We start from the raw sequence: 9360 nt of genomic DNA, 5'->3' as shown, positions 1-9360 counted from the left end.
CATGCCGTTGGTGACGCTCCGCGTCACAAATCGTCGCCGCACCGCGCGCTCAGGATTGGACGCAGAGCATCCAGAACAGCGTTCCCACTGGAGCGTGTGCAATGAATCTTCCAGCCCCGCCTCAGCTCAGTCGCGTCAGGTACCCCGGCACTTCCTGCTCCGGCAGCACCGACAGCACTTTCAGGCGCTGGAGCATGCGCTGCCGGGCGCGTTGCAGGTGTTCCTTGAGGTTCAAGGCCGCGGCGTCGAAAGCACCGTGCAGCAATAACTCAATGATCAGCCGGTGCTCGGCCAGCATCGCTTCATCCGCGCCAATGTCCAGCAACCGGTAGAAAATCCGGTTGATGATCATCGGGCTCTGCGCCTGACTGATCAGGGTGGCTATCTTGCGGTTTTGCAGCCCGCCCAGACACTGCTGATGCAGGTCGTCCTCAAGGCGCTCTATCTCCTCCAGGCTGCACTGTTCGGCGTTTTGCGCCTGAATGACTCTGGCCAACATGGCTTCCAGGGTTTCGCGACTCAATTGCGGCGCGGTCTGGCGCAGGGCTTCAGGCTCAAGGCAGGCGCGCAGTTCGTAGTCTTCGGTGATTTCCCGTGCCGTCAGCGGCCCTGCCAGCCACTGTGAGTAGGGCTCTTTCTCCACCAGGCCGCGATCACGCAAACGCATCAGCGCCTCGCGAACCACCGCGCGGCTGACGCCGTAATGCTGCGCGGCGTTTTGTTCATCCAGCCGATAATGACCAAAGGCGATACAGGCCGACAGCGCCGCGCCGATCTCGTCATGAATTCGTTCGCCGAGTGGGCGGGTGTCGACCAGCTCTTCGCTGCTGTCCAGCCCAAACTGCTTGTGGCTCAGGCTCAACCGCAACGGCTCGACTTCCCCGGCGTCAGGATTGACCAGATAACCCCGGCCATCGAAGCGGCTGATCAAGCCTTCTTCATGCAGCAGATTGAGCGCCTTGCGCACCGGCACCCGGCTGGTGCCGAACAGTTCTGCCAACGGTGCTTCAAGCAGCACCAGTCCATTGGCAGCCGCACCCGAGACGATTGCGTTACGCAACACCTCACGGATCGTGGCGTAACGCGACGCGGTGCGCGTGTCCTCTTCTGACATCGGTTTCATACACTTCTGGCGGTTGACGGGCAATTCTCGCACAGATGCGCCGTTGTCACCCTGGGCCACGTACTGATGCTCGCTCATGGGGCCACCGTTACTTTTTTGCACTGAAATGTACCTTTTGTAAAAGATACATTATTTCTTTATGAAGCTCTGGTGTTCGGCTCAAGCATTGCCACAACGGATTGAGTCATTTGCAGAGAGAGTTCTAGCACGGCGGTTCCCGCCCGAAGGGACCTGATCTATGGCGCGGCCGAAAGCCTGTTAGCACAGATTGGCATGGAATCTGCCTTTGTTAAATGTACATTTTACTAATAAGTACATTTTAAAGGTCCGATGCCCATGATCGATACAGGAAGTCACAGCGTTACTCGTGATGCCTGCGCAATGGCTGAGGACTTCGCTCAGGGGCGCAGTGACCCGCTGCAGGTTCTGGACAAGGCCCTGCAGCAGGCAGCTCAGGTTGACCATGTATTCATTTCCATGAGTGTCGAACGTGCCTACAGGGAAGCCGAAGCCAGCACTGCCCGCTGGAAACACGGGCAGCCACTGAGCCCGTTCGATGGGGTGCCGATTGCCTGGAAGGATCTGTTCGACGTGGCTGGTTGCGTGACAACGGCCGGTGCCGCCTTGCGCAACAACCTTTCGCCGGCACTGCTGGATGCGCCGAGCGTCGGGCTGCTGGCGCGCTCCGGGATGGTCAGTCTGGGTAAGACCAACCTCAGCGAATTCGCTTATTCCGGGCTGGGCCTGAACCCGCATTTTGGTACGCCGGTCAACCCGATGAGCGACCGCACGCCGCGCATTCCCGGCGGCTCTTCTTCAGGTTCGGCAGTTGCAGTGGCTGCCGGGATTGTGCCGATTGCCATGGGCACCGATACCGCAGGTTCGATTCGTATTCCGGCCGCGCTTAACGGTCTTGTAGGGTTTCGCAGCACCAGCCGCCGCTACAGTCGCGACGGTGTGTTCCCGCTGGCGCTGACACTGGACAGTGTCGGTCCGCTGACCCGCAGCGTGCGTGATGCGCTGGTGATCGATGACCTGCTGTGTGCGCGCAGCAAGCCTTCGTCATTGCTGCCTCGCAGTGTGGCCACCCAGCGGTTTCTGGTCGACAAGGCCATGCTGGAAGACCCGCGTGTCGAGCCTGCGGTTCGTGACAACCTGTTTCGTGTCATCGGCATCCTGCATGACCACGGTGCTTTTGTTGACGTGCGCCCCTGTCAGGCATTTCAGGCCACCTTGCAGTTGATTCAGCAGAAGGGCTGGCTTGGCGCTGCCGAAGCATTCGCGCTGCATCAGTCGTTGCTCGACAGCGACGCCGCCAGCCAGCTCGACCCCAGAGTGCGCAAGCGCCTGGAGGCGGCACGGCATATGCCCGCCAGCCTGCTGGTCAATCTGTACGCCGCGCGCGAACGCTTGCAGGAACAATTGACCCTCGAACTCGATGGTGCGCTGCTGATCACCCCGACCGTTGCTCACGTTGCGCCGCCGCTCGCGCAGTTGTTGAGCGACGAAGATCTGTTCATTCAAACCAACCTCGCCACGCTGCGCCTGACCATGCCGGGCAGCCTGCTGAACATGCCCGGCGTGTCACTGCCCAGCGGCTGTGATGCCTCGGGCCTGCCCACCGCAGTGTTGCTTAGCGCCCCTGCGGGGGAAGACGCACGGTTGCTGCGCGCAGCGCTGGCCGTGGAAGCACTGATCGCAGCCCCTTGAACAACCTGTGAATTTAAAACCGGCCCGCGTGCGGTACATCGCGAAGCCGTTCTGATTAACCCGTGGGAGAACAAAGATGGCCAAAGAAATTCTGTGTGCGTTTGGTGTGGATGTGGATGCGGTAGCGGGCTGGTTGGGCTCCTATGGCGGCGAAGATTCGCCGGACGATATTTCTCGCGGGCTGTTTGCCGGGGAAGTCGGCGCGCCGCGTCTGCTCAAGCTGTTCGAGCGTTATGGTCTGCGCACTACCTGGTTCATTCCGGGCCACTCCATGGAGACGTTTCCCGAGCAGATGAAGGCCGTGGCAGACGCCGGGCATGAAATCGGCGTGCATGGCTACAGCCATGAAAACCCGATTGCCATGACCCCGGAGCAGGAAGAGATCGTCCTCGATAAATCCATCGACCTGATCACGCAAATGACCGGCAAGCGCCCGACCGGCTACGTCGCACCCTGGTGGGAATTCAGCAACGTCACCAACGAGCTGCTGCTCAAGAAGGGCATCAAGTACGACCACAGCCTGATGCACAACGACTTTCATCCTTACTACGTTCGTGTGGGCGACAAGTGGACCAAAATCGACTACAGCCAGCACCCGGACACCTGGATGAAACCTCTGGTGCGCGGTGAAGAAACCGATCTGGTGGAAATTCCGGCCAACTGGTACCTGGACGACCTGCCGCCAATGATGTTCATCAAGAAGGCACCGAACAGCCACGGTTTCGTCAACCCCCGGCACCTGGAAGAGATGTGGCGCGACCAGTTCGACTGGGTCTATCGCGAGCATGAACACGCCGTATTCACCATGACCATTCACCCGGACGTGTCTGGTCGCCCGCAAGTGCTGCTGATGCTGGAGCGCTTGATCGAGCACATTCAAAGCCATGCAGGCGTCAAGTTCGTCACTTTCGACGAGATTGCCGACGACTTCGTGCGTCGTAACCCCCGTACCCGTTGATACATTGCCCTGTCCGAGGCGTCACTCATGTCCATTTACAACAAGCTCGACCTGACCGGCTGGAAACCTGAGCAATTGACTCCGGAGCAAGTACGGTTCGCCACATGGATTGCGTTTTTCGCGTGGGTGTTTGCGGTATATGACTTCATTCTGTTTGGCACGCTGTTACCGGAAATCGGTCGGCATTTCAGCTGGAGTGAGGTCGAACAGGCCGAAATCGCGACCTGGGTCGCGGTCGGCACGGCGGTGGTGGCGCTGGCCATCGGTCCGCTGGTAGATCGCCTGGGACGGCGCGTGGGTATCATTTTCACCGTGAGCGGTTCGGCGATCTGCTCGGCGCTCACGGCCATCGGCGGATCATGGGGCAAATCGCCGCTGATCCTGATTCGTTCGCTGGGCGGTCTGGGTTATGCCGAAGAAACGGTCAACGCGACCTACCTGAGCGAAATCTACGCGGCATCCGACGACCCGCGTCTGGCCAAGCGCCGTGGCTTCATCTACAGCCTGGTGCAGGGCGGATGGCCGGTCGGCGCTTTGATCGCAGCAGGGCTGACCGCTGTGCTGCTGCCGATCATTGGTTGGCAGGGTTGCTTCGTGTTCGCGGCCATTCCGGCCATCGTCATCGCGATCATGGCGCGCAAGCTCAAAGAGAGCCCGCAGTTCCAGATCCATCAACGCATCACCCAACTGCGCAAGAAGGGCGACGTGAGCCAGGCACAGGCTGTGGCGCAAACCTACGGGGTCGATTACGACGAGCACAGCAAAGCGGGGATCGGTGCTGCCTTCCGTGGTTCTTCATGCCGCGCCACGCTGGTGATCGGTGCTGCGATCCTGCTCAACTGGGCGGCTATTCAGGTGTTCAGCGTGCTGGGCACAACGGTGATCGTCAGCGTTCACCACATCTCGTTCGAGAACTCGCTGATCATTCTGGTGCTGTCCAACCTGGTGGGTTATTGCGGTTACCTGTGTCACGGCTGGATGGGGGACCGCATCGGTCGTCGTAACGTGATCGGTCTTGGCTGGATGCTGGGTGGTCTGGCGTTCGCCGGCATGCTCTACGGGCCGAGCAACATGGTGACGGTCGTTGGCTTGTACAGCCTTGGCCTGTTCTTTCTGATCGGCCCTTACTCGGCGGCCTTGTTCTTCATCAGCGAAAGCTTCCCGACCAGCATTCGTGCAACGGGCGGCGCAATCATTCACGCCATGGGCCCGCTCGGTGCCGTGGTCGCAGGCTTCGGTGCCACGTCGGTATTGAGTGCAGGCGGAGACTGGCAGACCTCGGCGCTGTATTTCGGCGCGCTGCCTTGCTTCCTGTCGGGTGCACTGATGTTTGCGGCCAGGCATGTGCGACCTGAAACCGTGAAATGAGGAGCAACACATGATTCGTAAAGTTGCAGTAGTAACCGGTGCCGCCAGCGGCATCGGCCAAGCGCTGGCAGTGGCTTTTGCCCGGCACGGTGTGGCGGTGGCAGGCGGGTTCTATCCGGCTGACCCGCATGACCCGAATGAAACCCGCAGGCTGGTGGAGGCGGCGGGTGGCGAATGCCTGATGTTGCCGCTGGACGTGACCAGCACCGAGTCGGTCGATGATCTGGCTGCGGCAGCGATCAAGGCCTATGGCCGAATCGATTACGCAGTGGCCAATGCCGGATTGTTGCGTCGTGCGCCCTTGCTGGAAATGACCGACGAACGCTGGGACGAGATGCTCGACGTTGACCTGACCGGCGTGATGCGTACTTTTCGCGCCGCCGCCCGGCATATGGACGAGGGCGGTTCGCTGGTGGCGATCTCCTCGATTGCCGGTGGTGTCTACGGCTGGCAGGACCATTCCCATTACGCCGCCGCCAAGGCGGGTGTGCCAGGGTTGTGTCGCTCGCTGGCGGTGGAACTGGCGCCCAAGGGCATCCGCTGCAATGCGGTGATTCCCGGTTTGATCGAAACGCCACAGTCGCTGGACAGCAAGAACTCGCTGGGCCCTGAGGGTCTGGCGCAGGCAGCCAAAGCCATCCCGCTGGGCCGTGTCGGTAGAGCGGATGAAGTCGCTGCGCTGGTGCGTTTTCTGTGCAGCGATGAAGCCAGTTACCTGACCGGGCAAAGCATCGTGATCGACGGTGGCCTGACCGTGCGCTGGCCGGGTTAGATCGCGCAAACTCAACCAAGGAACCCGACCCATGCAACAACTCAAACAAAAACGTGCGGTGATCACCGGTGCAGGCAGCGGCATTGGTGCCGCCATCGCACGTGCCTACGCGAGTGAAGGTGCGCATCTGGTGCTGGGCGACCGTGATCCGGTCAATCTGGCCAAGGTTGCCGAACACTGCCGTCAGCTCGGCGCGCAGGTGCAGGAATGCGTGGCCGACGTCGGCAGCGTCGAGGGTGCGCAGGCCAGTGTCGATGCCTGCGTCGAGCATTTCGGCGGCATCGACATTCTGGTCAATAACGCTGGCATGCTGACCCAGGCACGTTGCGTCGACCTGAGCATCGAGATGTGGAACGACATGCTGCGCGTCGACCTGACCAGCGTATTCGTGGCCAGCCAGCGCGCCTTGCCGCACATGATTGCCCAGCGTTGGGGGCGCATCATCAATGTCGCTTCGCAACTGGGTATCAAGGGCGGTGCCGAATTGACCCATTACGCCGCCGCCAAGGCCGGGGTGATCGGCTTCAGCAAATCCCTGGCGCTGGAAGTCGCCAAGGACAACGTGCTGGTCAACGCCATCGCTCCCGGTCCTATCGAAACACCGCTGGTTGCCGGGATCAGCAGCGCGTGGAAAACCGCCAAGGCCGCCGAGTTGCCGCTGGGACGTTTCGGTCTGGCCGAGGAAGTTGCGCCGGTGGCTGTGCTGCTGGCCAGCGAGCCGGGTGGCAACCTGTTCGTCGGCCAGACGCTTGGCCCCAATTCAGGCGACGTCATGCCATGAGCAAACTGCTGGAGAACACCTGATGTGTGGATTGTGCGGGCTGTTGGGCGAAGACGTGCACTGGAGCGACCCGCTGGCTGCCGAGCTGCCCCGGCGGCGTGAGCGTTTGCGGCGTATTGCTGCGATCAACAAGGTCGTGGCGCCGTTTCGTCTCAAGGTCGAGGACTTTCAGGGCGTTTCCTACCTTCTGCTGGGGGCTACCGGCAAGCAGGAACTGGCGACCGGCCTGGAGCAGCTCTGGCAGAAAGCCGAGTTACTGATTGGTCGCCCGCTCGACCCGCTGGATTCCCGTTTGCTCGACCACCTGCAGAGGTCCTCATGAGCATTGCTCTCAATGTGATTACCGGCTTTCTCGGCAGCGGCAAGACCACGTTGCTCAAACGCCTGCTGGCCGATGAAGACATGGGCGAAACTGCGCTATTGATCAACGAATTCGGCGATGTCGGTATCGATCATCTGCTGGTTGAAGAGGTTGCCCCGGATACCGTTCTGCTGCCCAGCGGTTGTGTCTGCTGCACCGTCAGGGGGGAACTGAAAGATGCGTTGCTCGGCCTGCTGGAGCGGCGTAATCGTGGCGAGATTCCAGCGTTTCGCCGGGTGATTCTGGAGACCACCGGCCTGGCGGATCCGGCCCCGATTCTCACCACGCTGAGCAATGATCCGCAACTGCGCGGGCGTTTTCATATCGGCCTGATCGTCACGCTGGTGGACGCCTGTCACGCGACGCTGCAAGAGCGTCTGCATCCGGAATGGCTGGCTCAGATCGCGGCGGCGGACCGGCTGTTGTTGAGCAAGACCGATCTGGTCTATCAGCCCGCACTGGACGCGCTTCGTCAGCGCCTGCAAGCGCTGAATTTCTCTGCGCCGCTGCGGGATACGGCGCAGATCCACAGTGGTGATCAACTGTTGCTGGGCGAGGGCATGCGCAGCGACGAACCGGCCGCTGAAGTGACGCGCTGGCAACTGCATCGGGTGCTGTCGACTTCCGCGCGACATGGTGATGCGCAGGTCTGTTGCCTGACGTTCGAGCGGCCTCTGGACTGGGTCGGTTTCGGGGTGTGGCTGTCGATGCTGTTAAGATGCCACGGTGAACGAATCCTCCGTGTCAAAGGACTGCTCAACGTGAACGACAACCAGGCTCCCATCGTGATTCATGGTGTGCAGCATTGCCTGCATGCACCGGTGCATCTTGCAGCCTGGCCAGGAGAGGATCGTACTTCCCGGCTGGTGTTCATCCTGCGCGGTCTTGATCCCGAGTTGCTGCGTCGTTCATTCGAAGTGTTTTCCAGCAGCTTCGCGCCATCACTCAGCGAGTCTGTGGCATGACCATTACCTTGCGTGTGCTGGGTACGTCCGTGACCTTGCTGGAGTCCTTGCGTGAGCGGGCCGAGCAGGAGCTGGGCATCAAGCTGATCTATCAGATCCATGACGTGCAGACCGCGCAACGCATCGCGGTCATGCAGCCCGACAGCTACGACCTTTACGATCAGTGGTTTCATAACGTTGATTTCGTCTGGCCTGCGCGGGCCATTCAACCCATCGACACGCGGCGCATCGCGCTTTGGCATGAAATCAATGACCTGCCCAAACAGGGGCGACTGAGACCCACCGACCAACCGGGCAGCGGCAGTGTGCCCAGTGAACGTTTGTTCGTGCAGCATGATGGCAGCCTGGGCAGTACGGTGACTGAGCGCATCAGCATGTTGCCGCTGACCCACAACGCCGACAGTTTTGCCTATCGCCCCGAGCGTTTGCCGGATGGGCTGAGCCCTGCTGACGAAAGCTGGGGCTGGCTGCTCGACCCTGTGTGGGGTGGGCGCATCGCCTTGCAGAGCGATGCTGCCATCGGCGCTCTGGATGCCGCATTGGCCGTGCAGGGCGCGGGGCTGGCGGCGTTCAAGGACATCGGCAACATGAGCATCGAAGAAATCGACGTGCTGGCCGACGTGCTGGTGCGTAAACAGCAGCAAGGGCATTTTGGCGCGTTCTGGTCAGATGACGAAGAAGCCGCCGAACTGATGCTCAGCCCGACCATCGACATTCAGAGCCTCTGGTCACCGACCCTGGTCAGGTTGCACCGCGCGGGTGTGAAGTACCGCGTCGCAGTGCCCAAAGAGGGTTATCGCGGCTGGTTCGGCGGGCTGTCGTTATCACGCCACGCCAAAGGCCCGGTGCTGGATGCAGCTTACGCCTACCTGAACTGGTGGCTGTCCGGCTGGCCGGGCGCAGTAATGGCACGGCAGGGGTATTACATCGGCAATCCGGCGCGCAGTCGTGATCATCTGAGCGCCGCTGAATGGGATTACTGGTACGCCGGTCTACCTGCCCGCGAGCAACTGCTCGGCAGCGACGGCCTGCCACTGATCGACGCCGGAGAGATCCGCGACGGCGGTTCCTACGAGGAACGCATGGGCCACATCGCGGTTTGGAACTCCGTCATGAACGAACACAACTACCTGGTCCGCCGCTGGAACGACATCCTGCGCGCCAGTGGCAAAAGCAGCGCCAAAGCGCGTTAGGCACGCATTCAAGAGCGGACGCAGAGCGTCCAGAACGGCATTCCCACGCTGGAGCGTGCGGAACGATAATCGTCAGAGCACCATCGTGCCAATGCTCCGCGTTGGCATGCATTTCGTGACGCTCTGCGT

At 61.0% G+C, this 9360-nt stretch carries 9 protein-coding genes; 8 read left to right on the top strand and 1 reads right to left on the bottom strand.

Annotation, left to right across the window (positions count from 1 at the left end):
- Positions 1-121: 121 nt before the first annotated feature.
- The gene (locus RYC17_RS05040; RefSeq protein WP_404944477.1) at positions 122-1114 is read right to left on the bottom strand and encodes a GntR family transcriptional regulator; all 993 of its coding nucleotides are present in this window, start codon (positions 1112-1114) and stop codon (positions 122-124) included.
- A 345-nt stretch (positions 1115-1459) separates the two neighbouring features.
- Between RYC17_RS05040 and RYC17_RS05035 the strand changes: the two genes are divergently transcribed.
- From RYC17_RS05035 to RYC17_RS05000, 8 genes are all read left to right on the top strand, one after another.
- Positions 1460-2833, top strand: a complete 1374-nt coding sequence (locus RYC17_RS05035) for an amidase (RefSeq protein ID WP_316902606.1) — start codon at positions 1460-1462, stop codon at positions 2831-2833.
- Positions 2834-2909: 76 nt separating this feature from the next.
- On the top strand, positions 2910-3791 hold the full coding sequence (locus RYC17_RS05030; RefSeq protein ID WP_002554892.1) for a polysaccharide deacetylase family protein: 882 nt from the start codon (positions 2910-2912) through the stop codon (positions 3789-3791).
- 27 nt (positions 3792-3818) lie between these two features.
- Positions 3819-5159, top strand: a complete 1341-nt coding sequence (locus RYC17_RS05025) for an MFS transporter (RefSeq protein WP_058409584.1) — start codon at positions 3819-3821, stop codon at positions 5157-5159.
- 10 nt (positions 5160-5169) lie between these two features.
- Positions 5170-5931 carry an SDR family NAD(P)-dependent oxidoreductase gene (locus tag RYC17_RS05020; protein ID WP_058409583.1) on the top strand — a complete coding sequence of 254 codons (762 nt, stop codon included), beginning with the start codon at positions 5170-5172 and terminating at the stop codon, positions 5929-5931.
- A gap of 31 nt (positions 5932-5962) precedes the next feature.
- Positions 5963-6712 carry an SDR family NAD(P)-dependent oxidoreductase gene (locus tag RYC17_RS05015; RefSeq protein ID WP_219170013.1) on the top strand — a complete coding sequence of 250 codons (750 nt, stop codon included), beginning with the start codon at positions 5963-5965 and terminating at the stop codon, positions 6710-6712.
- Positions 6713-6734: 22 nt separating this feature from the next.
- Positions 6735-7034: a hypothetical protein gene (locus RYC17_RS05010; protein WP_003431302.1), complete on the top strand. Its 300-nt coding sequence runs from the start codon at positions 6735-6737 to the stop codon at positions 7032-7034.
- Positions 7031-8038, top strand: a complete 1008-nt coding sequence (locus tag RYC17_RS05005; protein WP_058409581.1) for a CobW family GTP-binding protein — start codon at positions 7031-7033, stop codon at positions 8036-8038. Before RYC17_RS05010 ends, RYC17_RS05005 begins: the two co-directional genes overlap by 4 nt.
- Positions 8035-9231 carry a PotD/PotF family extracellular solute-binding protein gene (locus tag RYC17_RS05000; protein ID WP_122258632.1) on the top strand — a complete coding sequence of 399 codons (1197 nt, stop codon included), beginning with the start codon at positions 8035-8037 and terminating at the stop codon, positions 9229-9231. The genes RYC17_RS05005 and RYC17_RS05000 overlap by 4 nt, the downstream gene beginning before the upstream one ends.
- Positions 9232-9360 lie beyond the last annotated feature (129 nt).

It is taken from the genome of Pseudomonas syringae group sp. J248-6 (assembly GCF_032586995.1).
In the GTDB taxonomy this organism is placed as follows: domain Bacteria; phylum Pseudomonadota; class Gammaproteobacteria; order Pseudomonadales; family Pseudomonadaceae; genus Aquipseudomonas; species Aquipseudomonas amygdali.
This window is presented reverse-complemented; position numbering and strand designations above follow the sequence as displayed.

Excerpts from the sequence above, each read along its gene's own strand:
- RYC17_RS05040 (WP_404944477.1), bottom strand. The coding sequence starts at position 1,114 with ATGTCAGAAGAGGACACGCGCACCGCGTCGCGTTACGCCACGATCCGT.
- RYC17_RS05035 (WP_316902606.1), top strand. The coding sequence starts at position 1,460 with ATGATCGATACAGGAAGTCACAGCGTTACTCGTGATGCCTGCGCAATG.
- RYC17_RS05030 (WP_002554892.1), top strand. The coding sequence starts at position 2,910 with ATGGCCAAAGAAATTCTGTGTGCGTTTGGTGTGGATGTGGATGCGGTA.
- RYC17_RS05025 (WP_058409584.1), top strand. The coding sequence starts at position 3,819 with ATGTCCATTTACAACAAGCTCGACCTGACCGGCTGGAAACCTGAGCAA.
- RYC17_RS05020 (WP_058409583.1), top strand. The coding sequence starts at position 5,170 with ATGATTCGTAAAGTTGCAGTAGTAACCGGTGCCGCCAGCGGCATCGGC.
- RYC17_RS05015 (WP_219170013.1), top strand. The coding sequence starts at position 5,963 with ATGCAACAACTCAAACAAAAACGTGCGGTGATCACCGGTGCAGGCAGC.
- RYC17_RS05010 (WP_003431302.1), top strand. The coding sequence starts at position 6,735 with ATGTGTGGATTGTGCGGGCTGTTGGGCGAAGACGTGCACTGGAGCGAC.
- RYC17_RS05005 (WP_058409581.1), top strand. The coding sequence starts at position 7,031 with ATGAGCATTGCTCTCAATGTGATTACCGGCTTTCTCGGCAGCGGCAAG.
- RYC17_RS05000 (WP_122258632.1), top strand. The coding sequence starts at position 8,035 with ATGACCATTACCTTGCGTGTGCTGGGTACGTCCGTGACCTTGCTGGAG.